22 protein-coding genes and 1 pseudogene are annotated in these 24,701 nt (G+C 41.8%); 10 read left to right on the forward strand and 13 right to left on the reverse strand.

Annotated elements, in window-relative coordinates; all coding sequences use genetic code 11:
• Positions 1–10: 10 nt before the first annotated feature.
• From IGI76_RS15985 to IGI76_RS16025, 9 genes are all read left to right on the forward strand, one after another.
• Positions 11–1,126, forward strand: a complete 1,116-nt coding sequence (locus tag IGI76_RS15985) for a sodium ion-translocating decarboxylase subunit beta (protein WP_010748903.1) — start codon at positions 11–13, stop codon at positions 1,124–1,126.
• 24 nt (positions 1,127–1,150) lie between these two features.
• Positions 1,151–1,276 carry an OadG-related small transporter subunit gene (locus tag IGI76_RS15990; protein ID WP_008381833.1) on the forward strand — a complete coding sequence of 42 codons (126 nt, stop codon included), beginning with the start codon at positions 1,151–1,153 and terminating at the stop codon, positions 1,274–1,276.
• A 12-nt stretch (positions 1,277–1,288) separates the two neighbouring features.
• Positions 1,289–2,284: a [citrate (pro-3S)-lyase] ligase gene (gene citC, locus IGI76_RS15995; RefSeq protein ID WP_081117101.1), complete on the forward strand. Its 996-nt coding sequence runs from the start codon at positions 1,289–1,291 to the stop codon at positions 2,282–2,284.
• Positions 2,285–2,296: 12 nt separating this feature from the next.
• Positions 2,297–2,605, forward strand: a complete 309-nt coding sequence (citD, locus tag IGI76_RS16000) for a citrate lyase acyl carrier protein (RefSeq protein ID WP_005230465.1) — start codon at positions 2,297–2,299, stop codon at positions 2,603–2,605.
• Entirely contained in the window at positions 2,593–3,480 is an 888-nt protein-coding gene (gene citE, locus IGI76_RS16005) for a citrate (pro-3S)-lyase subunit beta (RefSeq protein WP_005230463.1), read from the forward strand. The genes citD and citE overlap by 13 nt, the downstream gene beginning before the upstream one ends.
• Before the next feature lie 2 nt (positions 3,481–3,482).
• Complete coding sequence (citF, locus tag IGI76_RS16010; RefSeq protein ID WP_010748901.1) at positions 3,483–5,015, forward strand: citrate lyase subunit alpha; 1,533 nt, start codon at positions 3,483–3,485, stop codon at positions 5,013–5,015.
• Positions 4,996–5,550 carry a citrate lyase holo-[acyl-carrier protein] synthase gene (gene citX / locus IGI76_RS16015; RefSeq protein WP_026008125.1) on the forward strand — a complete coding sequence of 185 codons (555 nt, stop codon included), beginning with the start codon at positions 4,996–4,998 and terminating at the stop codon, positions 5,548–5,550. Before citF ends, citX begins: the two co-directional genes overlap by 20 nt.
• Positions 5,547–6,938: an oxaloacetate decarboxylase subunit alpha gene (locus tag IGI76_RS16020; RefSeq protein ID WP_010748899.1), complete on the forward strand. Its 1,392-nt coding sequence runs from the start codon at positions 5,547–5,549 to the stop codon at positions 6,936–6,938. Before citX ends, IGI76_RS16020 begins: the two co-directional genes overlap by 4 nt.
• Positions 6,939–7,212: 274 nt before the next feature.
• Positions 7,213–7,752, forward strand: coding sequence for a DUF1697 domain-containing protein (locus tag IGI76_RS16025; RefSeq protein WP_010748898.1), 540 nt, complete (start codon positions 7,213–7,215; stop codon positions 7,750–7,752).
• 432 nt (positions 7,753–8,184) lie between these two features.
• Here IGI76_RS16025 and IGI76_RS16030 read toward each other — a convergent pair whose 3' ends face one another.
• The 12 genes from IGI76_RS16030 to IGI76_RS16085 all read right to left on the reverse strand — a co-directional run bounded on the left by IGI76_RS16030 (position 8,185) and on the right by IGI76_RS16085 (position 23,585).
• A complete protein-coding gene (locus tag IGI76_RS16030; RefSeq protein ID WP_010748897.1) occupies positions 8,185–9,054 on the reverse strand; it encodes an ROK family protein in 870 nt (289 codons plus the stop codon).
• 51 nt (positions 9,055–9,105) lie between these two features.
• Positions 9,106–10,098 carry a LacI family DNA-binding transcriptional regulator gene (locus IGI76_RS16035; RefSeq protein WP_015510589.1) on the reverse strand — a complete coding sequence of 331 codons (993 nt, stop codon included), beginning with the start codon at positions 10,096–10,098 and terminating at the stop codon, positions 9,106–9,108.
• 176 nt (positions 10,099–10,274) lie between these two features.
• Positions 10,275–11,759: a glycoside hydrolase family 32 protein gene (locus IGI76_RS16040; protein ID WP_081117104.1), complete on the reverse strand. Its 1,485-nt coding sequence runs from the start codon at positions 11,757–11,759 to the stop codon at positions 10,275–10,277.
• Entirely contained in the window at positions 11,760–13,367 is a 1,608-nt protein-coding gene (locus tag IGI76_RS16045; protein WP_002323465.1) for an ABC transporter substrate-binding protein, read from the reverse strand.
• A gap of 48 nt (positions 13,368–13,415) precedes the next feature.
• The gene (locus IGI76_RS16050; protein ID WP_010748894.1) at positions 13,416–14,300 is read right to left on the reverse strand and encodes a carbohydrate ABC transporter permease; all 885 of its coding nucleotides are present in this window, start codon (positions 14,298–14,300) and stop codon (positions 13,416–13,418) included.
• A gap of 15 nt (positions 14,301–14,315) precedes the next feature.
• Positions 14,316–15,308, reverse strand: a complete 993-nt coding sequence (locus tag IGI76_RS16055) for an ABC transporter permease (protein WP_081117105.1) — start codon at positions 15,306–15,308, stop codon at positions 14,316–14,318.
• A gap of 613 nt (positions 15,309–15,921) precedes the next feature.
• Positions 15,922–17,556, reverse strand: a complete 1,635-nt coding sequence (locus IGI76_RS16060; protein WP_081117106.1) for a glycoside hydrolase family 43 protein — start codon at positions 17,554–17,556, stop codon at positions 15,922–15,924.
• 27 nt (positions 17,557–17,583) lie between these two features.
• Complete coding sequence (locus IGI76_RS16065) at positions 17,584–18,300, reverse strand: hypothetical protein (protein WP_010748891.1); 717 nt, start codon at positions 18,298–18,300, stop codon at positions 17,584–17,586.
• A 9-nt stretch (positions 18,301–18,309) separates the two neighbouring features.
• Positions 18,310–19,185: a carbohydrate ABC transporter permease gene (locus IGI76_RS16070; protein ID WP_010748890.1), complete on the reverse strand. Its 876-nt coding sequence runs from the start codon at positions 19,183–19,185 to the stop codon at positions 18,310–18,312.
• Complete coding sequence (locus tag IGI76_RS16075; RefSeq protein ID WP_010748889.1) at positions 19,186–20,070, reverse strand: carbohydrate ABC transporter permease; 885 nt, start codon at positions 20,068–20,070, stop codon at positions 19,186–19,188.
• A 91-nt stretch (positions 20,071–20,161) separates the two neighbouring features.
• Positions 20,162–21,487, reverse strand: coding sequence for an ABC transporter substrate-binding protein (locus IGI76_RS16080; RefSeq protein ID WP_010748888.1), 1,326 nt, complete (start codon positions 21,485–21,487; stop codon positions 20,162–20,164).
• 139 nt (positions 21,488–21,626) lie between these two features.
• Positions 21,627–23,585 (reverse strand): alpha-glucuronidase, encoded by a 1,959-nt coding sequence (locus tag IGI76_RS16085; RefSeq protein ID WP_333718831.1) that lies wholly within the window; start codon positions 23,583–23,585, stop codon positions 21,627–21,629.
• Between the two features lie 610 nt (positions 23,586–24,195).
• Here IGI76_RS16085 and IGI76_RS16090 point away from each other — a divergent pair.
• Positions 24,196–24,324 (forward strand): annotated as a pseudogene (locus IGI76_RS16090) (helix-turn-helix transcriptional regulator); the annotation flags it as partial.
• Here the strand turns inward: IGI76_RS16090 and IGI76_RS16095 are convergent.
• Entirely contained in the window at positions 24,307–24,540 is a 234-nt protein-coding gene (locus tag IGI76_RS16095; RefSeq protein WP_010748885.1) for a helix-turn-helix domain-containing protein, read from the reverse strand. The pseudogene IGI76_RS16090 and the gene IGI76_RS16095 overlap by 18 nt on opposite strands.
• Positions 24,541–24,701 lie beyond the last annotated feature (161 nt).

The raw sequence follows: 24,701 nt of genomic DNA on the forward strand, positions 1-24,701 counted from the left end.
AAGTGACGTAGTGGAAACGTTAATTGAAGGTGTAGTCGGGTTAGGATCGGAGCCGGGACGGATCGTTATGATGTTCATCGGTGGTCTATTAATGTATTTGGGGATCAAGAAAGAATATGAACCGACCTTATTAGTACCCATGGGATTGGGCACGTTGTTAGTGAACTTCCCGAACTCAGGTGTGTTAAGTGCTGGCGGAGAAGCTGGCCCGTTCCAAGTATTGTTTGATATGGGGATCTCAACTGAATTGTTCCCCTTGCTTTTGTTTATCGGGATTGGCGCGATGATCGATTTTGGTCCCTTGCTGCAAAATCCATTTCTTTTGTTGTTTGGCGCTGCTGCGCAATTCGGGATCTTCTTTACGATCATCGTTGCCGTGTTGCTTGGTTTTGATTTAAACGACGCAGCTTCCATCGGGATCATCGGCGCTGCTGACGGTCCGACTTCGATTTTTGTCGCAAATACGCTGAACTCGAAATATATGGGTGCGATCATGGTAGCAGCTTACTCTTACATGGCGCTAGTACCGATCATTCAACCGGTTGCCATCAAAGCAGTGACGACCAAGCATGAACGAAAAATTCGTATGTCGTATCGTGCCGGCGAAGTTTCGCAAACGGCCAAAATTTTGTTCCCGATCGTGATCTCGATCGTAGCAGGGTTGATTGCGCCTGTTTCATTGCCACTGGTTGGATTTTTGATGTTCGGGAATCTCTTGCGGGAATGTGGTGTCTTGGATCGCTTGTCCATCACTGCTCAAAATGAACTAGTGAATATCATTAGTATCCTCCTAGGTTTATCAATTTCTGTGAAAATGCAATATGAAGAATTCTTACAAGTCGATACATTGATGGTTATTGGTTTAGGGCTGGTTGCCTTCGTGATGGACTCGGTCGGCGGCGTGTTGTTTGCGAAAGTGCTGAACTTGTTCCGTAAAGAAAAAATCAATCCAATGATCGGTGCCGCTGGTATCTCTGCGTTTCCAATGTCTAGTCGGGTCATCCAAAAAATGGCGACAGATGAAGATCCGCAAAACTTTATTTTGATGCATGCAGCCGGTGCCAACGTTTCAGGACAGATTGCTTCGGTCATCGCCGGTGGCTTACTGCTGGCACTGATTGCTTAGGTCACTAGAAAGGAGAGGAAAACTATGAGTCAAGATTTACTGACTTCATTTGAATTGTTGTTATTCGGTTGGGGCGGCGTCTTTGTCGTGATCCTGATCATCTACTTCGCATCCTTGCTTTTGTCGAAGCTCTTCCCAGTAAAAAAATAAAGAAGGCATTGTATGTATACCCTGAAAAGAATCTGGCTGCAAAAAGATCCAGAAGTCTTTTTGCAATGGCAAAAATTGATCACCCGTGCTGGCTTAGCCGTCGGTGAAGAGGTAGCCTATACCGTTGGCATTTTTGACCAGCAAACCTTGATTGCTACTGCTTCTTGCTATGCCAATATCATCAAGTATGTAGTGGTCTGTGAAAAAAGACGCTCCGAACAGCTGTTGACGCAATTGATTTCGCACCTTAGCGATCATATCAAAGACGAAGGCTTCACCAAGTCCTTCGTCTATACAGCACCGAAAAACCGCCTGTTTTTTGAATCCCTCGGGTTTCGTGAAGTGCTGGCAGCACAAGACATCTTGTTCATGGAACAAGGCGTTCCTTCTTTTGAAAGCTATGCCCAACAGCTGCAACGGCAGCGAATTGGACAAAACAACGGCGCGATCGTCATGAACGCTAATCCTTTTACTAAAGGACATTTGTACTTAGTCGAAACGGCTGCGAGTCAAAAAGAACAGGTTTATGTGTTCGTTTTATCAGAAGACCGCTCGCAATTTTCTGCCAGCGAACGGCTGCAGATGGTGACGGATGGTGTGGCTCATCTGCCAAATGTAACGGTGCTGACGACCAACAACTATCTCGTCTCTTCGGCGGTCTTTCCCAGTTATTTCTTGAAAGAGCAAGCACCTGAGGCGATCGCCAAAAAACAAGCCGCCTTTGATGCAACCCTCTTCAAAGAAAAAATTGCCCCGCTGTTGACGATCACTACGCGTTTTGTAGGCTCAGAGCCTTACTCGCCCGTGACCCAACTCTACAACGAGGCAATGGCTGCCGTTTTTTCACCCGAGCTTGAACTGATCGTGATCGACCGTCTGAAGATCAACCAATCAACCGTTTCGGCTACAAAAGTCCGGAAAGCGATTGCAGAAAAAGATTTACTTTCCTTGCAGCAATTTTTACCAGAAACAACGTTCTCATTTTTAATGCAGCATAACTATATTTAGAGGTGATAATAAGTGGAAATCAAAAAAAGTGCGGTTGCTGGCTCTGTTGAATCCAGTGATATCTTAATCGCGATCGAGCCTACCACAACCCAAACCATCGAGCTGACCCTCGATAGCAGTGTCGAAAAACAATTCGGCAAACAAATTCGCGCCGTCATCCTTGAGACGCTGAACCATCTAGGCGTGACACAGGCCAAAATCACTGCCACCGATAAAGGCGCATTGGACTGTACCATCAAAGCCCGAACTCTGACCGCCGTTCATCGGGCCGCCGAACAAGAACAGTATGCTTGGAAGGAGATCGACACATGGAACGTTTAAGAAGAACGATGATGTTTGTACCAGGAGCCAATGCTGCCATGCTACGGGATGCACCATTGTATGGCGCCGATTCCGTTATGTTTGATTTAGAAGATGCGGTCTCCTTGAATGAAAAAGACTCCGCTCGGACACTGGTGCATTTTGCCTTAAAAACCTTTGACTATTCTGCCATCGAAACCGTCGTACGCATCAACGGCCTCGACACGGTGGGTGCCCTTGATATCGAAGCGATGGTCCTAGCGGGGGTCAACGTCATTCGTCTACCGAAAACCGAAACCGCCCAAGACATCATTGACGTTGCCGCTGTGATCACACAAGTAGAAGAAGAAAACGATCTGCCTGTAGGAACCACCAAAATGATGGCTGCCATCGAGTCTGCCGAAGGCGTTTTAAATGCCCGAGACATCGCTACAGCTTCCGATCGTTTGATCGGGATCGCTTTAGGGGCAGAAGATTATGTCACCAATATGAAAACCCGTCGCTACCCAGATGGGCAAGAATTGTTGTTTGCCCGCAGTATGATCTTGCATGCAGCTAGAGCTGCGGGGATCGCCGCTATCGATACCGTCTTTTCTGATATCAATGACACAGATGGCTTTATTGCTGAAACGACTCGCATCAAGCAACTTGGTTTTGACGGAAAATCAGTGATCAATCCACGGCAGATTCCCCTAGTCAATGGGATCTATGCGCCTTCAAAAGCCGAGATCCAACAGGCCAAAGAAGTGATCTGGGCCATTCGCGAAGCCGAAAGCAAAGGCTCTGGTGTGATCTCCTTGAATGGCAAAATGGTCGATAAACCAATCGTTGAGCGAGCGGAACGCGTGATCGCCCTTGCCAAAGCAGCGAAATTGATTACCGAGGAGGAAGTGTAATTATGGTGTTAAACAAAGCAGGAAAAGACATCCCTGAATGCTATGCCAACCAATACGGGGTCTTTGAAAATGAAACAGCCAATATCCATGCCTACAAAGAAGCGAGTCGCAAGATCGAGCCAGTCCTGCCAGGCAAGAGCAAGGTCGTGGGCAGTATTCGTGAAGCCATTGAAAAAACAGGGCTAACGGACGGCATGACGATCTCCTTCCACCATCATTTTCGCGAAGGGGACTTTATCATGAATCTCGTTTTGGACGAGATCGCAAAAATGGGCATCAAGAATCTTGCGATTGCCCCTAGTTCCATCGCCAATGTCCATGAACCATTGATCGGACATATCAAATCTGGGGTCGTGACCAATATCACCTCCAGCGGTCTGCGGGACAAAGTCGGTGCCGCAATCTCCGAAGGCATTATGGATGCCCCAGTCATTATCCGTTCTCATGGCGGTCGGGCTCGTGCGATTGCCGCCGGCGATATCCACATCGATGTCGCTTTCTTAGGAGCGCCTAGCTCAGATGCGTATGGCAATGCTAATGGTACTGTCGGAAAAGCAACCTGCGGCTCATTGGGCTATGCGATGGTCGATGCAAAATACGCCGACCAAGTCGTGATCATCACCGACACCCTTGTGCCGTTTCCAAATACCCCAATCAGCATTCCCCAAACGGATGTCGATTATGTCGTGGAAGTCGACGCCATCGGTGATCCTGCAGGGATCGCAAAAGGCGCGACCCGCTTTACCAAAAATCCAAAAGAATTGCTGATTGCTGAGTATGCAGCCAAGGTCATCACCAGCTCGCCTTATTACCAACAAGGCTTCTCCTTCCAAACTGGAACAGGTGGTGCCGCATTAGCTGTTTCTCGTTTTTTACGCGAAGCAATGATCAAAGATGAGATCAAAGCTAGCTTTGCCCTTGGCGGCATTACCAATGCCATGGTGGAACTGTTAGAAGAAGGATTAGTGGAAAAACTGATCGATGTCCAAGACTTCGATCATCCTTCCGCACAATCGCTAGGGAAAAACGCCAATCATTACGAGATCGATGCCAATATGTATGCCTCACCGTTAAGCAAAGGGGCGTTTATCAATCAATTGGATACCGCCATTCTTTCCGCATTGGAAGTCGACACGAATTTCAACATCAATGTCATCACCGGTTCTGACGGTGTGATCCGCGGTGCTTCTGGCGGCCACTCAGATACCAGTATGGCGTGCAAAATGAGCTTAGTGATCGCTCCTCTCGTGCGGGGACGGATCCCAACGATCGTCGATACCGTCAACACGATCGTCACGCCAGGCGCCAGCATTGATGTCGTTGTCACAGAAATCGGGATCGCCATCAATCCTGCTCGCAAAGACCTGATCAGCCATTTTGAAGCATTGGATATTCCCCAATACACCATTGAAGAGCTAAAAGAAAAAGCCTACAGTATCGTGGGTCAACCCGAACCAATCAAGTACGGGGAAAAAACCGTCGCTTTGATCGAATACCGCGATGGCACGATCATTGATGTGGTCAAAAATGTCTGATGCCCTATTTTCAGGAACCCCTGTGACGCTAACCGACATGCTGCAGGCGCGAGAAAATAGAAGCTCCCTTCAACGGGAGCTTCTCGCTGCAGATGAAAAAGCGGCATTACTTGTTGCCACCATGAATATTCCTGGTCCCGTGAAAAATTCTGCCCCATTGACCGCAGTTTTTGAAGAACTCATTACGGAAATCGAAGAGGTCGTCAAGGAACTAATTCCACTGGCAAACCTCTACCGCAGTTTGGAGACCGGACCAGAATATTATCTCGTACTGCCCACAGATCCTTATGAACTAAAACGAATGATGGTTCAGATTGAGACCAATCATCCTTACGGCCGGTTGGTGGATCTGGATGTCTTAACCAAAACCCAAGACCAGCTTTTACCTATCAGCCGCACCGAAATTGGACTGCCTGCAAGAAGCTGCTACATCTGTGAACAAGACGCCAAAGTTTGTGGCCGTTCTAGAACCCATAGCGTAGCAGACATGCAGCAGCAGATCCGTAAAATCATTCAGGAAAGAGTGAAAGAATGAAAAAAATCCAATTTACCGAAACCGTCTTGCGGGACGGCCAACAAAGTCTGATCGCCACGCGAATGCCTACCAGCGATATGCTGCCGATTTTAAAAACCATGGATCAAGCAGGCTATCATGCCCTTGAAATGTGGGGCGGCGCGACCTTCGATGCTTGCCTGCGTTTTTTAAATGAAGACCCATGGGAAAGATTGCGCGCAATCCGCAAAGAAGTGAAAAAGACCAAACTGCAAATGCTCTTACGGGGACAAAATCTCTTAGGCTACAAAAACTATGCCGATGACGTCGTTGCTGACTTTGTGACCAAATCGGTCGAAAACGGCATCGACATTCTTCGTTTGTTTGATGCTTTAAATGATGTCCGCAATTTGGAAACTGCCATCCGTGCCACAAAAGCAGCCGGTGGACACTGTCAAACGGCGATCTCTTATACTACTAGCCAGATCCATACCGTGGATTACTTCGTTGACCTTGCCAACAAAATGGCAGACCTCGGCGCAGATTCTATCTGTATCAAAGATATGGCAGGCGTTTTGACGCCGCAAACCGGCTACGAGTTGGTCAGCCGAATCAAAGACGCGGTCGATCTGCCGCTGGAAGTCCATACCCATGCCACCAGCGGCATTGCTGAGATGACTTACTTGAAAGTTGCGGAAGCTGGCGCAGACATCATTGATACTGCCATCTCCTCTTTTGCTGGCGGCACCAGTCAGCCAGCGACCGAATCTGTGGCGATCGCCTTAGAAGATTGCGGCTTTGCTACTGGACTTGATTTGCAGAAAGTCGCTGAGATTGCAGAACATTTCAATCCCGTTCGTGATCGTTTCCGTGAAGAAGGGCTGCTGAATCCAAAAGTCAAAGACATCGAACCCAAAACCTTGATCTATCAAGTACCTGGCGGCATGTTGTCGAACCTACTCAGCCAATTGACGGAACAAGGATTGCAAGACAAGTATGAAGAAGTCCTAGCAGAAGTACCAAAAGTCAGAGCGGACTTGGGCTATCCACCGCTAGTGACCCCATTGTCGCAAATGGTCGGCACTCAAGCCTTGATGAATGTGATTTCAGGAGAACGCTACAAACTTGTCCCAAGTGAGATCAAAGATTACGTCAAAGGACTTTATGGACAATCGCCAGCACCCATCAGCGACGAAATCAAAGAAACAATTATCGGAGATGCTGAAGTGATCACTGTCAGACCAGCTGATCTACTGGCACCGCAATTGCCAGCCTTCAAGGAAGAAATCGCTGAGTATGCCAAAAGCGAAGAAGACGTGCTGATGTACGCCCTCTTCCCTCAGCAAGCCCAAGACTTTTTAGGCCGACGAGAAGATCCCTTTTATGATGTCCCCGTACAGACAGTGTCTGTGAAGATTGCGGTGGATTAACAATGAAACCAGAAATAGAGAAAACAACTTAAAGTGCCCCTCACAAATTCGCTTGCTTTAGCAAATTTGTGAGGGGTATTACCATCTATAGGCTGTTTCTTCGTTTTTACTAATCAGCAGTGCAAAAATACGTACGCCACAGCCACTCCACCAATAAGCTTGCATTAATCGCTTCTCGCTCACGTATTTTGGGTAGCTGAGAAGCCAGGATTGTGCTTCCGCTCCATCCATTCTATAATCAGCTAAAAGAAGCGTTTTAAAGGAGGGTCTAGCCATGCAACGATACATCGCTTTATTAAGAGGCATCAATGTCGGTGGAAAGAACAAAATTTCTATGAAAGAATTGAAAGCCGGTTTTGAAGAACTAGGGTTTAGAGATGTGGTCACTTATTTGAATAGCGGCAATGTGATTTTTTCCAGTGAAGGGTATGATCCACAAGCCCTTGCCGAAATGATTAAAGCAATGGTCAAACACGACTTTTCCTTTGATATCGCTATTTATATCATTCGCCAAACAGAGCTGCAGGAACGCTTGACCCATATACCTGACTGGTCAGGAACGGAAGATAAAACCATCTATGACAACCTGATCTTTTTGATGCCTTCACTGACCTACGAGGTGTTATCTGAAAAACTCGGGGCTCCAAATGCCGACCTTGAACAGGTTTTCCCTTACAAAGACGTCGTCTTCTGGTCCTACATCCGCAAAGACTATCAAAAAACCAATTGGTGGAAAAAAACAGCCGGCACCAGCGTCGGTAAACAGATTACGATTCGGACCATCAATACCGTACGGAAGATTGCGGAGCTGTGAGGAATAGCAAGCCTTCTAATAATTATAAAACCCGTCAGGCAGACTCTTCTGACGGGTTTCTTATAACATTCTAATGTCTCATTAGTTCTCGTTACTACTATTCGTGACGCGCTTTAACTGACGTTAAGTTTCTACGCAATCATCCCAACTAGAAGCAATAAACTACCGAGAAGAATAATAGATTTTCACATCGTGTATTTCTATACTGAATATCTATGATAAAACAAAACCCAAGCATTAAGAAGCAATTTGAGGCAACTAGACAATAGTATAGAACGAAAGAAAAAATTCTTATTCGCAACATTCGATTACGAAAAAGATACATATGAACATCTATTATTAGCCATCCTTTTTTCTAGCTCACATTTTAGTTAACCTTTTTATCTATCCTAACTGCTATAAAAACTCTCTCACACGTTCTTTAACATGCTGCTATTGTTCCAACTTCTTTATTGCTAAAGCTAAGCAGCCGATCAAACCTGCATCGTCAGCAAGCATTGGAGTTAGTAGGTATTCTTCGAGAGTAGGGGTATCCACATAGGAACCCATTTTTTCTTTAAACGCTTGGCGAATCAACTCGAGTAGTTGTGGCTGTTTCATTACACCCCCACCTAAAATTATTACTTCCGGTGCATATAGTAAAGTTGTGTTATACACACACTGAGCAAGATAATCTGCCTCAATCGCCCAATAAGGATGATCAAATGAAATGGTTTGGGCTTTTCTTCCAAAGCGTTTTTCAATCGCGGGTCCTGAGGCTAACCCTTCCAAACAATCATGATGAAAAGGACAGATCCCTTCAAATTGATCTTCATTATGACGTTGTAAGAGCATATGTCCCATTTCAGGATGACTGAAACCTGCGACTATTTTTCCATCGACTACAGCACCACCACCAACACCAGTACCAACGGTGTAATACAGAACACTATTTTTACCTTTTCCATAACCTGCCATATATTCTCCATAACAAGCAGCATTTACATCGGTAGTCCAATAGATGGGAACCGACAAGGCGTTTTCCAAAGCTCCTACAAAATGATAATTTTGCCAAGCTACCTTCGGAGTGTTGGTGATATATCCGTAAGTTCTTGATTCGATTTGAATATCAATAGGCCCAAATGCTCCTACACCAATTGATGCGATATTTCCTTTGTACTTATCAAAGAAATCAAACACTTGCTTCATCGTTTCTTCTGGTGTTGTGGTTGGAAAGCTTTTCCGTTCTATCACTTGTAATTGTTCATTACCAATCCCACAGACAAACTTTGTTCCACCAGCTTCTATTCCACCATATAACATTTTATCTACACCTTTCATTCACTCATTTTCAAAAAAAGAAACGTATTTGCACTAAGCAAAATCGTTTCTCACTAAAGGTTTCGTTGTGCCACCTTCGCCAAATTCAATCGGCAATACGGTACGTTTTTCTACTGTCTCTCCATTAATGACAGCAATTAATTTTGCCACTGCCACTTCCGCCATTTGCTTTGTAGGTTGGGCAATCGTTGAGACTAGATAAGGATCTCCTTCTGTCATCTTTTGACCATCAAATCCGATAACTTGGACATCCTCTGGTACGTTTTTCCCTATTTTTTCAAGCATATCAATGACAGCTAATGCCATTGGATCGTTGATCGTAAAAATACCATCGATATCGGGATTCTCTAACAAAAAATTTGTTACACGTTCTGAGAGATGGTCTAAAGGTTCTAACATATCTAACGCTTTATAGGAAATCCCCAATTGACGGCACTCAATCTCAAAATATTTTCGACGACTCTTCGTTTCATTCGGTGTTTCTTGGTACCCACCGATATATGCTACATTCTGACATCCTCGGCGATAAAGTTCATTTGCAGCCAAACGTCCACCGGCCGCATTGTCAGCGGTCACATAAATCACCTCTTCAGTGAAATAACGGTCAATACTAACAAAAGGCAGATTACTCGAAATGTATTCATCGATATCTGAATAAGTAATTCCAATGATGCCGTCTACTTTATTTTGACTGACCATCTGGATATATTCTTGTTCTTTTTCACTATTCCCACTGGAGTTACACAAATAAAGCTTGTAGTTTTGTCTTTCTAATGCTGTTTCTACATGGTAGGCAAATTCGCCAAAAAATGGATGCCATACAGTGGGTAGAATCAAAGCAACCGTGTTCGTATGCTTCATCTTTAACCCCCGGGCATAAAAATCTGGTTGATAGTTTAACTCTGTCATTGCTGCTTCAACTTTTTCTCTAGTAGAAGCTTTAACAGAACCGTTATTCAATACCCGGGAAACAGTTCCTACTCCGACACCTGCTAATTTTGCGACATCTTTCATTGTTGCTTTCATAGTTGATCCCTCACATTTCTGCACAAGTTTAGTATAATGAATTTTGTCATAAATTACTAATTTTTTCAAAATACTAATAGCAAAACCATGGGAAATCTAGCTATCTGTTCTTTTCTAAAAACATTATCCTTCAAAACCTATTAAATAATTGATACATCGCCTAAGCAATCAAACATTTATTTCACACTCGCTGTTTCAAAAGCTTGAATACGACTTTCTCCAATCGAATGAAACAAGATATCTCGAGCTTTTTCCAGCTCATAGAAAGTAGCCGTCATAACTTCTAACCCATTAATAAAGACTTCAACTGATGAGGTATCTCTAAAAATCTCAAGAACGAGCTGATTATCAATCAAAGGTACTTCAACTTTTCGGACATTCAGAGGGTCTTCTTCCGCCCCTGTAAGCTCTCTTCCTAGTTTCTGACGATCCAATTCAAAAACCTGTGTAGCAGTGTCATAGGCTAGTTTGAGACAATCCGTCTTAGACCGCAGTAATTCAATTGTAAAAACTTCTGCTTTCTCCAAATCTGCGACTAGATGTAAATATGAAGAATCCGACAGTGCGTTTCGAAATACGACTGATGTGTCAGTCACTGCGATATTTTCACTGCCTTGTTGATAAACTAAATGACTATATACAGTTGAGATGGGTTTTTGTACCAATCGATTTTTTTTCACTCTTAACTCTCGGGGCAAACTCATAGAGCCTGCCCAAAGATGGCCTAACTCATGTGTAGGCAATGTACGATCCCACATCTGCATCCAAGCAATCATCACCCGTCCGCCATTAGGATCTGTTGTTGTTTGTGGTGCATAAAAATCCATTCCAAAATCCATTTCATGGAAATTATCAACTATCATCTGACCTGTTTCCCAGTCTACCTCACCAATACAAGCCATGGTAGAACTGATATTATGATATTCCAGTCCGTTCTTCTTGATTTGTATCGGTGACATGATTAAGACATCTCGTCCGTCTAAATGGAATAAATCAGGACATTCCCACATTATTCCTTGCTCTGAAGTCCCTTCTAGTAACACAGAGTAAAAGTGCCAAGTATACAAGTCTGATGATTGAAACATCACTATTCTACCAGTAGACTGTGCAGATTTAGTAGCTACTACCATATAGTAAGCATCGTTGTGAACAATTACTTTAGGGTCACGAAATTCTTGTATCAACCCATTTTCACCTAATTGTTTATCTGCTACCACAGGATTACCACTGTATTTGCTAAAATGAATACCATCTTCAGAGACCGCCAAACATTGATGCTGATGGCTAATACCATCAATTTCTTGACAGCCTGTATAAAATAAATATAGTTTTCCGTCTCTTTCAATTGCACTTCCTGAAAAACACCCGCCGCTGTCATAAGGTTGATCTGGGGCTAACGCTACTGGTAGATCTTCCCAATGGACCAAATCACTACTGCGCGCATGTCCCCAATGCATGGGCCCCCATCGACTATCGTAAGGATAGTATTGATAGAAGAGATGGTAATGCCCTTTGTAATATATAAACCCATTGGGGTCATTTATCCACCCGATGGGTGCGGAAAAATGATAGTTTTGTCGATACTGAGGGTTAACTTTTCCTCGCATCATTTCAATAAATCGATTTGCTTTATCCAAAATCGCCGTTTCTTCTACTAACACTTATTGTGCTCCCTTCAAAAAATTATCATAGCCAGTTTGTTTTATTTGAATCCATTCTTCCAAACCTACACGTTCCAATTCAGCAAGGTATTCTTCCCATTCTTCATCGATTTTACCGCCGGTGATCCACTCTGCTCTTTTGCGATAGATGTAATCCCACATATCCGTTTCGATTTTTGCTAATCGATCTGTTTCTTCTTTTTCTAAAAAGACACGTGGATAGATATTGTCTTCTGTAATATATGGCAAATACGTGTCATGCATCAAATCTAAACGCCACTTCGCATCATCTGGCATAGTCGTGACTGTGCCGTAATAAGAATCAAGAACTGCTAATGGTCCTCCAGCTTCGGTTTTTTGTCTTAGTTCCCCCGGTGCTGTCCCCTCTAAAGGCAAATGTTTTAACATACCATCCTTTAATTCAAAAATATTCGCCTGTGCTTCATCACCGTAGGTTCCCCAGTTATTTTGGACAGACTGTAACGGTTCATACATTTTATCTATCCACCTAGCTGTAAGTTCCAAGTTTTTATTCGCACTAGTAATTACGAAACGATCTCTTGAGAAACCCATGCCATTCGTACGAGTAACGTGTTTCGTTCCATCTGGTCCCGCTAAGACTGGCAAGACGTCATAACTATCATCTGCACCCGTGATATTTGCTTTATCCCAAGTAAAGTACACGCCATACTTATGTTCTTTCCCTTTGGCAACATACGTATTCCAATCTTGTTCGAAAGCCTCTTTATCAATAAGACCTTTATTATTCATTTCATTGAAATATTTGATGGCTTCTTTATACCCTTCTTTGTTAGCAGTAAATTGTACCTGGCCATCGTTATCAACGACTAAGTGGTCATCATTATCACCTAGACCGAATGCCCCCATTAAAAATTTTAAGTCTTCGTTTCCTCCATTGTTAATAAAGCTAAAAGGAATTTCATCTGCTTCACCATTACCATTTGGATCTTGCGTCTTGAAAGCCTCCAACACAGTCATCAACTGATCAGTGGTTTGCGGCATTTCAAGACCTAAATTATCCAACCACTCCTTGTTGATCCAAGCCATCCCATTTACTGTATGAATCGACTCTTTTCCTTCGCCTAATTCTTCAATCCAAGGCATAGAGTAAATGTGACCATCAGGTGCAGTAGACATTTGTCGGTATTCGGGGTTTTCATCAAAAATTTTCTTCAGATTTGGCATATAATCTTCGATCAAATCTTCAATCGGTACAATAACACCACTTTCCGCCCAGTTTAATAAATCATAGTCACCTGCAGCGGCGTTGAAGATGGCATCTGGTAAATCACCACTAGCGATATCCAAATTTCTTTTTTCGGCAAAATCACTACTGTAGTTTGTCCAATCAATATGGAGATTGGTCTCTTCTTCTAATCGTTGGAAAATCAATTTGTCATTAGGATCATTGGGAGCCAAAGGGGCACTTTGAGACATCATTTTTAAAGATACTTTTTCTTTCAATGGAAAAGAGACATTTTCTAGTTCATAATCAGGGCTTGATGTACTCTTTTCTTTTGAGCCTCCACAAGCCCCCAAAATTAGTACGGAAGTAAAAACGATTGGCAGCATCCATTTTGCTTTCATCTTAAAATCTCCTTTATAATTTTTATTCATACAAATAGTGAACAATACTTATCCTTTAACAGAACCAACTAAAACACCTTTATCAAAATATTTTTGGAAGAAAGGATACATTATGATTAATGGCAGACTAGAAATGACGATCGTTGCGTATTTGATCAACTCAGCAATTTGTTTCATTTCTGCCATGGCTGTATTGGCTCCCACCATGTCTTGTGAGGGTTGGTTTTGGATCAAAATATTTCTTAATACGAGTTGCAACGGCTGTAAGTCGGGATCTTTGATATAGATCATGGCATCAAAATATGAGTTCCATTGCCCAACAAAGGCATATAAAAACAATACGAACATAATTGGTTTAGCTAATGGAAGCATGACTTTGAACAGTATTTGCAAGTCATTGGCGCCATCGATAGTAGCAGCTTCAGAAAGTTCTTTTGGTAAAGCACTAAAATAGGTACGCGCTAAGATAATATTCCACACATTTATAGCACCTGGTATGATAATCGCCCATACACTATCTAACATGCCCAAGTTCTTTACCAATAAATAGGTAGGTATCAAGCCGCCACCAACGAACATTGTAATGACAAAAAAAGTCATAATAATCTTTTTCCCAGCCAAGTTAGGTCGAGATAAAGGATACGCAGTGATCATCGTAATAAATACAGTCAATAAGCTGAAGCTAAAAGAGTAAAACAACGAATTTACGAAACCGCGTAAAATGGAATCATCTGCAAATACCCGTTGATATCCTTGTATTGTCCAATCTTTCGGATTGAAGCTTATACCTTTATTGATCAAAGTAGCTGGGTCCATAAAAGAAGCTACCAGTACATAAATCAGCGGAACAATGGTAATGACGACTAAAAAAGTTACAATCACTCGATTCAACCATAAGATTTGACGGTCGATTTTTGATAAAGCACTATTCATAATTTTCTCCTTTCATTACAAGCCTTGACCATCGTTTAGCCGCTTGGTTATATTGTTGACAATCAGTAATAAAACGACATTAATAATCATATTGAACAGACCAACAGCAGCAGAGTAGGCATAATCACCTGATTGCAAGCCGACTTTGTATACATAAGTGGAAATGATTTCTGAGGCAGGGATGTTCATTGAAGTTTGCATCAAGTAGGCTTTTTCATATCCTACATTCATAATACCGCCGGCGGCCAAGATGAAGCTGATCACCATCACAGGCCTCAATGCAGGCAAATCGATATGCCAAATCTTTTGTAAAATATTTGCCCCATCGATATTTGCTGCCTCATATAAATCGGTACTGACTCCCGCCAGTGTTGCGGTGTAAAGAATGGATGACCAGCCGATTCCTTGCCAAATTCCAGATAAAATATAAATCGTTCTGAAATAAGCTGGATTAGACATGAACATAATTGGTTGCCCCGTAACCTTTTCTACTAACCCATTAATAGGTCCATTTGCGGATAGGAACAAAAACAGCATCCCCACGATAATAACTACTGAGATAAAATTCGGCGCATATAGAATCAACTGGATTTTCTGTTTTATTTTTTTATTGATAATTTGATTCAAGCTCAGTGCTAAAATAATTGGTGGAAAAAAACCTAACAATAAACCATAAATGCTAATTTTTAATGTGTTGCTCAGCAAAAGTGTAAAATTTGGTGAACTGATAAATTCCCTAAAGTGATCTAGTCCTACCCAAGGACTTTCCAAAATTCCTAGCATAGGATTATAGTCTTTAAATGCAATCACAGCACCGTACATTGGCACATACTTAAAGATAAACGTCATGATGATACCGGGTAAGAGCAAAAAGTACATCCACTTATCACGCCGCAACTGTTTCTTTAATTTTTTCCACTTCGAGATATTTTTGTTATCCCGTTGTACCGCCCTTATCTCACCACCTGGTCCCAATGTCTTTTCCAATTCAATCTCCTCCCAATACATTTTAGAAACGTTTCCATTTTTGTTTAAAAAAACAAAAATTTAACGAAGTCACTTTTTTGGAAACGTTCCCACTATTTTCGTTTATAGATTACCATAGCCATTTTTTTAAGTCAATATTTTTTTGTAATTATTCTTTCACCCACACTAAGCTTCCTTCAATTCATTTATGGTTTTCGAAAATTGTTATAAAATAAGGATCTCGATTATTTCATTAATCCTATTTTTTCTCTACTTTTCTAGCATTCTTCTTTTATGAGTTTACTTATCACAACTCGCATCCTCTAATCTCTTTTCTACCAATCATTCACTATTTAATCGTTCCAATCGGAAGATTATCTGGTTAATTATTTAAAAATAGCTCGGATTCACATTTATTTTTTGCTTTTTAACTAACTAAAAGCGAAAAGATAAGAGTTAGATATGTAAATGTATATAAGGTTAGGAGCTGTTAGATGAGCTTTTTAGGGGAATATCGGAAAACTAAGGTCGCCAATCAAAATTAAAAAAAAGTGTAGCACCTAAGGGTATTCACTTTTTCATCTGCCAACTGAAAGAAATTAGCGAAAAAGAGTAAACTCACAAAAAATGAGTTTACTCTAGATCAATATAATAATTAACTGCGCCCTTCCTCATCCATCTCTCGATAATCAAATTCACAAAACACAGCTTTTGTGTCATAGCCTGCATAATCAACCGCTGCTAGTCCGACAAATGCTCCGGTGAAGAAGCCGCCGCAAGTTTGTAATACATAATCATCCGAGAGAATAGCAGAATCAAATTCGATTGGTAAATCTTGCCATGTTTCTCCATCAAAGGAGTAGGCATATCTATAGGTCTGCTTGCGGACTTTTGTTTTGAACCAGACAAAATCCACATCATCTGGAATGGCAATCGCATTTTCTCTTAAGTAGGACGTATAGGTTCCTTGATTGTTTTCAGCTACTTCAATTACTTTTCCATTTTCTTCATTCCAAGTGATAAAAATGAAGGACCAGTGTTGGTCATTATAATAATTGGTTAGTCCTGCCATTTGTTGGTAAGAAAATGGATCAAATTTTACTTTTGTTATTGTATCAAAATAAAAGGTTTGCCAACGGCGTGCGATCATTGAAAGATCATGGCGATTTGTTAAGCTTCCTTTTCCAATTAGTTCTAGTTTCCCATCGCCTACATTGCCCATTTCTGCTGAAATTGGTACACGAAGGGTCTGCCAGTTTTTATTTAGCTGCTTCTCACTAAAGTCATCATAATGAGAGCGGCTACTCAAAACTTCGGTAGGTACTGCATCTTTAGGTGCCTCCACGCTTGTTTGTCCCCCATGTCCACCAACGATTCTTGGCCAGTCTTCAGAATCCCATTCAACTTTTTGAATGGCGGTCTCACGTCCTAAAGTTGACCATCCGCGAGGATTTGTCACCGACTCGTTTTCTCGATGTAAGGGTCTTGCACATAGCGATGCATAGTACCATTCGCCTGACGGAGTAGACACAAGTGCCCCATGTCCTTGCTTTTGCAAGTATGAATGAGGCGTATCGTAATTGGTTAGAAACGGACCATGAGGATCGGTTTCGAACGAATCAGCTTCCAGTGAAGAGGATCTAGCTACGACTTCTTGATGGGTAAAGACAGTTCCACCTTCTGCCACAAATAAATAGTAACGCCCATTTATTTTGTATAGATGCGGCCCTTCAACTAATCCTACATTCGTTCCTTCATAAATCATTCGAGCAGTTTCTGGTTTCAACTGCATGGTTTCTACATCAAATTCGGTCAGTGTAATGCCATTGAAAGGATTTTTATACTCTCGATGATCCCACGTCTGTTGCACGAGGTATTTTCTGCCATCCTCATCATGAAACAGAGAGGGATCAAAGCCAACGCCATTCAATCGAATCGGTGTAGTCCACGGTCCATGGATGTTCGTTGCGGTAGTCAAATAGTTGGTCATGTCCTTAAATGCCCCATCCACAACTTTGACGTCGGTAAACACCAACCAAAATTTGTTGTCTGCATATGATAAGTCTGGTGCCCATATTCCACCAGACGACGGATTTCCCTTCATGTCTAGCATCTCTACTGAATCGAGAGGAGCATCCAGCAGTTTCCAATGGACCAAGTCTTTTGATTCGTGCAAACGAATCCCAGGGAACCATTCGAACGTTGAATTAGCTAGATAGTACGTATCTCCTACTCGGATGATGGACGGATCAGGGTGAAAGCCGGATAAGACAGGATTTTTTATTTTCATAGAAACACCTCTTTTTTTAAAATTAAGCTACAGTTTTTGATTAGTATTCATTTCAAGCCGTTCGCTCTTGTTGCCCCACTCCTCAAAAAACAAATCAAGTGAAAATCGTCGAATCAAATTACGATACACGCCGTAATTGATTGCACCACTAAGAAAACAAAGATACGCCAAAGAAAAATACTGCATCAAAAAGATCGACAGTCCAATAAATGCACTATTATAAACAGTGACTGAAGGCAAACGGTAGCTTATCAGCAATGACCATTCTATTTTCTTCTTAAATGGGATTTGAGTGACGCGGGAATCGCTTGAGATCAGTAAGACAAAGAGCATACTGCTTAATAAAAAACAGCTCGTAAGGACAAATGGCAAAAACATAACAGATCGTTGATATAATATCAGTATTTTCAGTCCAAAGAGAATCAAGAGAATAATCAGAGAATACAAGAAATATAATCCCCAGTTTTTCTTCAAGCATTCTCGATAGTACTGAGAATAGTTCTTTCTATTCGATAAATGCTCTGGGTTGTTAAATAAGCCGAATTGAGCGGACAGACTTGCAATAAAAAATACTAGGGGTACCCAAAAGAAGACAATATTATTCAGAGTCAATCGAAGAAAAAACAAGTGCATCAGGAGTAAACTATTCGACAGGATGAAATACAGTTGATAAACCAAAAGCCGATAGGCTGAGTGGACAATGGCAACGGTCCACTCAGAAATAGCGTGAAAGAAAGGATTCATACTTACCTCCTATCCTTTGATACCCGAACTTGTGACACCTTCGACAAAATACTTTTGCGCGCTGAAGAATAAGATGATGGCTGGCAACAATGAGATCACCGACATTGCAAACACTTGATTCCATGGGGTATTAGTAGATGGATCAACGTTGAGCCGCAACGCAAGAGATACTGGGAATTTGTCTTGTGAAGTGATATAAATCAATGGACCTAAGAAATCACTGAAACTCCAAACGAATTGAAAAATCACACAAGAAATCAGTGCAGGTTTTAATGACGGAATCAGGACACGCCAGAGAACACCGAAAGAAGAACAACCGTCAACGATCGCTGCTTCATCGAGATCCCGTGGAATTGAACGCATAAACTGGATCATCATGAACACGAAGAAGGGTTCTTGTCCTAAAAATGAATTGGCCAGTAACGGAACATACGTATCTAATAGATCCAAGCGATTCCAGAAGAGATACAAGGGGATTCTGGTTACGACTTGAGGTAAAAACATCGTTGCCATTAACAACGAGAACATGATTTTCTTGAATGGAAAGTCAAACCGAGCAAATCCATAGGCTGTAAGAGTCGCCGAGACAACGGTAAAAAGAATCTTTGGAATGACGTATTTAAAGGTATTGATAAAATACAAGGTGAACGTATAATCGCCCTTGGTGTTCCAACCATCAATATATGCTTGGAAATCAATCGTTGAAGGAATGAAGCCGATTGATGTGAAAATCTCTGTGTTCGTTTTGAAGGACGCTCCAACCATCCAAATAATTGGATACAGCATAATCAGTGCAACGACCGTCAACAAAACATAGCGAATCAGTGCTTGACCATGCTTATTCGAGTGCTTCTTTTTTGCAGATGCTACAGGGGTTGCCTCCATTTATTTCCCACCTCCATCAGAATAATAGACCCATCGTTTTTGGCTCGTGAAAAGAAGAACCGTTGAACAAACAATCAACGCAAACAACACCCAACTTGCCGCACTTGCGTAGCCCATATCAAATTCTTTAAATGCTTTATCATAAATAAACATTGAGGACAGATACGTGGCATTGAGGGGACCACGACCGGTGACAATAAAAGGACCGTTAAATTCTTGAAAGGCATTGTTCAGTTGCATCACTAAGTTGAAAAAAATGGTTGGTGTGATCAAAGGAATCGTAATTTTGAAAAACTGGGTCACCCTTGATGCACCGTCCAAACTCGAGGACTCATACAAATCCTGGGGGATTTCCTTCAATGCAGCTAAGAAAATCAACATTGAGGAACCAAATTGCCACACTTTCAAGAGAATCAAGACGACCATTGCGCCTGTAGGTGTCGATAACCAGTTGATTGGCTCGATGCCAACGGTTCCTAGAAAAATATTCACCAAACCTTCTGGTTGAAACATTGATCGCCAAAGCACACCAACGGCCACATTTCCCCCTAGAATCGAGGGAATATAATACGCCGTCCGATAGAAATTGATGGCTTTTAATTTGAAATTCAGAATAAACGCAACGAACAATGCAAACCCTAGTTGAAAAGGCACAGTAAACACCGTATAAATCAGTGTCGCCCGCATCGAATCAAGAAACGTTTGATCCTTAAAGAGATTCACATAATTTTGAATGCCTAAAAATGTAGGTGTCTGTCCGACACGAGCCAAAGAATAATCGGTCAGTGAGTAATAAAATGAGGACAAGATCGGCCAAGCGGTCAACAGTAAAAAGCCAATCAGCCAAGGGGTTACATAGATCAAGCCCACTTTTTCCTTTTTCATAAAATCCCTCCAATCTTTTTGACAACGATTCACGATACTTCATGGAAGCAAACAAAAGCCATTCACTCCCATAAAGCATGCGGATAGTTGCCTATTGCAATTTATAGTCTTTCGCAAGCTTTTCGGCTTGTTCTTTTGTTTTCGTGTAGACGTTGCGAGCAGCTGTTTCTAAATCCGTTCGTCCTAATTCGACAGCTTCCATTTCTGCAGTGTAAATAGTCGTTAAGGTACCATCTTCATAGAACGGTGTTTGGTTGATTTTTGCGACACTTTGGGCGTACTCAAATCCTTCTTTCATCACACCTGATAATTGTCCATCTTCCATCAACGTTTCGATCGCTTTGCTTGAAGCAGGAATCCCTCTGGAAAGACCCAAAATTTTATTTGCTTCCTCGCCATTTAAAAATTCATTTAGAAATGTGCCTACTTCCTCTGGATGTTCAACATTTTTCCGAACGGCAAAAAGGAGTGAAGGTTTTGACATTAAATTCACCTCGGTGCCGCCTTCTGCGATTGGGTAGTCAACGACGACCATTTCATCCCCTACTTCTTTCAATGCTTCATAATTAGAAGACATACTGGCATTCCAATCGATACCGCCCGCATATTGTCCTTCAATCCACTTTTTGTTGGTGGCTAAGGATACCGGTTCTGAGCCGACATTTTCTAAATAATCTTGTCTTGAAACGAAGACCCCAGCATCTGCCATTTCCTTATACCAAGTCATCGCTTCTAAATAGTCTTGTTCTGTCCAATTCATATTTCCTTGTTCATCAAACTCAGACGTTCCAGTCTTTTGTTGCAACCAAATGGTTACTGGAAAACGCCAAGTTGGGGATACGACACAAAAGGTCCCTTCTGGTAACTTCTTAGCGGCTTCCACATAATCGTCCCACGTCTTCAACGTAGTGACATCAATACCATGTCTTTCATATTCGGATTTGTTTAAATACATAACTAAAGTATTTTCCCCATAAGGAACGGCAACCTGCTTTCCATCAACTTGTCCGAATGCCAAAAAATCAGGTTCATAGGTGGACAGATCCAAACTATCGATTGTATTAAGATCATAAAACCCGTCATTTTGTCCGAATTGCGGCACCCAATTGTAGAGTAAAGTCGTGATATCCGCCAAAGTATTGCCAGCATACCTCGTCGTGAAGGCTTGATCCAAATCGCCAAAGCCGCTCGGCTCTCCTTTGACTGCAATTTCAGGATGCTCCTTTTCAAAATGAGCGATCATCTCTTGGGTTGCCTGGTGGCGATCGTCATTTCCCCACCAACTAAAGCTGATTTCTACTCGATCACCACTCCCCGTTGTCTCAGTCTTTTTTCTCCCAGCATTGCATCCAGCCAACACCAAAGATATCGAAAGCAAAGAACCTACCACTATCAATTGTTTTTTCCATTTTTTCATCACTCTTCCTCCTGATTCTTTTTAGTAAGTTGGATAAACTAACTTATATTACAAAAAATTTTACCTCTGATTGAAATCTTTTTTCTTAGTGATCTAAACGTGCTATTACTTCTTTTAAATCTAGCACTTGATTCTCTTTCTACGCATAAATTTGACGTCCATGTGCATCTGGAATGCCGCTTTTACGATAAAAATACGTGTTGATTTGATCCCGCCAATCTCTAGCAGAACGAACTTGTTCTTGCAATCGTTCGGCGACGTTTTGATAACTTTCTTCATCGATTTGTCCCTGTAAGGAAGCCCACTCGGTAACATATTCCTCTACTTTTTCATAGCCTTCGAAATGCGTGTCATAAATGTGTTGAATGATCGTTTTGCCGCTTTGTAAGACATGGTCGTATGGCAGATGGTGGAAAAATAAGACAAGTTCATCTGGGCAAGTTTCTACATTTTCGTATGTTTCACACCAAGCATCCGCATACTGCCTTACATAGCCGGTGCCGTCTTTTAACGTTCGATTGACGCCAATGCCCTTTCTATCCGCAAAGTGATACGTCCCCCATCTATCATATTCGTAGCCATCGACATCAGGCCCATAGTGATGATTGGGACGAACCATAAAACCGATACCTAGCGGGGCAGTATAATTTTCATAGGTCTGATAGGACGTAGCGAGGATTGCAAGTAGTCTTTTTTTTGCAGAATCATCTAACTCAAAGGACAAATCGATCCATTCGCAAAGGATAGCTTCTGTGCTTAATTCATTGTTCCAAATCAATCTGCCATAGCTAAAAAGGTTCGCTTGCGCTAGCTTGTGTCCGGTCCAATTATCATCCATGCCGACATTGATGACTGCTGCCACGCCAGAGTATTTAGGATTTGGACTTTGCTCTGGTAGAATCTTCTTTACTGTGGCGTGTTCAAGTGGATGCTTCGTATCAAAATCTAGCACATCTTTCCACATCGGTAGTAAGCAGCAAATGTGCTTTTGTTGTCCGGTATACTCTTGCGTTACTTGGAATTCCAACATTTGATTGGTGTATTTTAACGCGCCAAAAAGCGGCATCACGGGTTCTCGTACTTGAAAATCAATCGGTCCATTTTTGATCTGTAAAATAACATTTTCCTCAAACGTACCGTCTAATTTCATAAAGTGGTCGTAGGCAGCTTTGGCACGATCAATTGAACGATCTCGCCAATCCTGTAAACAGTCATAAACAAAGCAGCGCCATATCAGTAGCCCTCCGTAGGGTTGCAACGCTCGTGCCAGCATATTGGCACCATCATTATGGTCACGCCCGTAAACAAACGGTCCCGGTTCCCCTTCAGAATCAGCTTTGACTACAAACCCACCAAAATCCGGCATCACCTGATAGATTGTATCTGCTGTTTTTTGCCAAAATGCAATAACTTCCTCAGCTAACGGGTCGGCGGTCGTTAGTCCTCCAACGGATATAGGTGCCGCAAAGTTGATACTTAAAAACGTCCGAATCCCATAGGCAGCGAATGTATCTGCGATCTTTTTAATCTCAATCAAATACGGTTCCGTAATAAACCATTTGGCATCTCCGCGAACATTCACGTTATTGATAGAAACCGCATTCATTCCGATGGAAGCTAAGAAACGCGCATAGTCGCGTACCGTTTCATGGTCTTGCCGAAACTGATTGTTTGAATAGAAAATCGATTCTCCAGCGTAGCCACGTTCGATCGTCCCATCAAAATTATCCCAATGATTGACCATACGAATGGCTTGATTGGGAATCGACCTTAGATTTTCTGGCAACTCAGTGGTTCGAATCACATGCTTATAAAGTTCAAAGAAGCCATATAACCAGCCTTTACTAGTGTTCGCATAAACGACTGTCTGATTGTGCTCATGACTGATCTCAAATCCTTCATCCTCAAGCAGCGCATCCGTTGCCTTTTTGAAATATAACTCTGCATTTGTCTCTTCCACACAGCGGCACATTGGAAATAATAACTGCATCTCTCGTTTGATCGTATCCGTCAATTGGTCCGACTGCTCGAAACTATATGTCGAAACTACATCAGTTGCTACACGCTTTTTTAGCCAACACTCGTCTTTCTTTCTCATTGCTTCATCCCCTCTTTTATCTAAAAAATCCCTTCCGGCAGTTTCCAAGCAACTTCACTTTCTATGTGAATCCCTCCTCAGAACTTTTTGATTATTTGATAGACGAATAGAAACCGAGGCTTGCCGACACTCTGTTTTAGAATTGGAATGCGTCAATCTCCTGTTATTTTAACTTCCCCATTTGAAACACAAAAAAAGGATTGGACGACTGTCCAATCCTTTTGACATAGCGAAATAAGCATAAGGCATCCTGCATAAAATCCCAGAAAATCTGCTTTTCCTACTAGAAAAAGAACAGAATATTAGGTACAATAAACAGGTCGATACCTTAGGGTATTGACTATGGCAACTTGATTAGTCAGTTCGCGTGACTTTTCAAGGCCTCGTATTGGAGCGCCAACTCTGATACGGGGTGCCTTTTTTTATTCGGTTTCTATTCCCCTCTATTGTATAGAAACCCGTTTTGGAAAGCAAGACCAAATCTGAGGGAAATGATTTAATAACAGAAATGATTTATGTTTTTTTGATGGATAAAGTAATCGATGTGTACAATTTGTTATTATGCTGTAATCTCTTTGACCGTATTAATATTATCATATGAGGTGATTTTGTGTATCATAGAATTCGCGACTTACGCGAAGACAAAGACTTGAATCAAGAACAACTTGCTAAACTACTGAATATCAGCCAAACCACTTACTCCCGCTATGAGTCAGGGAAATTAGACATTCCTACTCAACTTTAATATCCTCGAGATATCATCAATGTCCAACGCATCTGCAATCCTTTCAATGTGTTCTAAATAAATTTTTTGTCTTTTTCCATTTGCCAAATTGCTTAAATTTGATGGCTCAATTCCCGACAACCTTGCGAGTTCTCTTAAAGACATCTGACGTTCTGCTAATAAATCGTTGATTAGCACTTTCACTTTTCTATCACCTTCATTTTCGTTCATTTATATTTCCTCCTCGTGTTGTCTATATAAACATGGTATAGTACAATAATTTTAGATTGTTGTTCGTATAGACATGAAGTTTATAAATATAGAAGAAGGTACCCTTATAACATCGAAAAATGAAAATAAAGAATTCCTGACAAAGAAGAATCAACCGATTA

Source organism: Enterococcus sp. DIV2449a, from assembly GCF_051711225.1.
GTDB lineage: Bacteria > Bacillota > Bacilli > Lactobacillales > Enterococcaceae > Enterococcus_D > Enterococcus_D casseliflavus.